This window comes from Olsenella uli, from assembly GCF_016899935.1.
Taxonomy (GTDB): Bacteria; Actinomycetota; Coriobacteriia; order Coriobacteriales; family Atopobiaceae; genus Thermophilibacter; species Thermophilibacter uli_B.
Map to the genome: position 1 here is coordinate 1 of NZ_JACJJK010000023.1, position 286 is coordinate 286.

At 42.0% G+C, this 286-nt stretch carries 1 protein-coding gene; it reads left to right on the forward strand.

Features of this window, described 5'->3' with window-relative positions:
- On the forward strand, positions 1-218 hold a 218-nt coding region (locus H6A07_RS09695; RefSeq protein ID WP_204814716.1), incomplete at its 5' end, for a hypothetical protein.
- Positions 219-286: the final 68 nt, after the last annotated feature.

A 286-nucleotide genomic window follows, 5' to 3' on the forward strand; every position in this document is an offset into this window, starting at 1 on the left:
ATAAGAAGCAGCGCGAACGGCGCAATCAATTGCAAAGACCTCTACCTCAAATTTTGGCAACAATCGAACAGCTAACCAAAGTCTATGCACTGGGATTATGCGGCTATCTTTCAAAATTGTTTTTAAATCGGTGTCATTTTCTCCGTACAGACTTAAGTAAGTTTCTAGTCCCTCCGGGCATGGTTCAAATCTCTCGATTATTTTTGAGTTTACTTTGATTTTCACTTCACAGCCTTCCACCCAACCGGACGAACCTCTGCATCGCAGCTACAGCATTTATATCTCT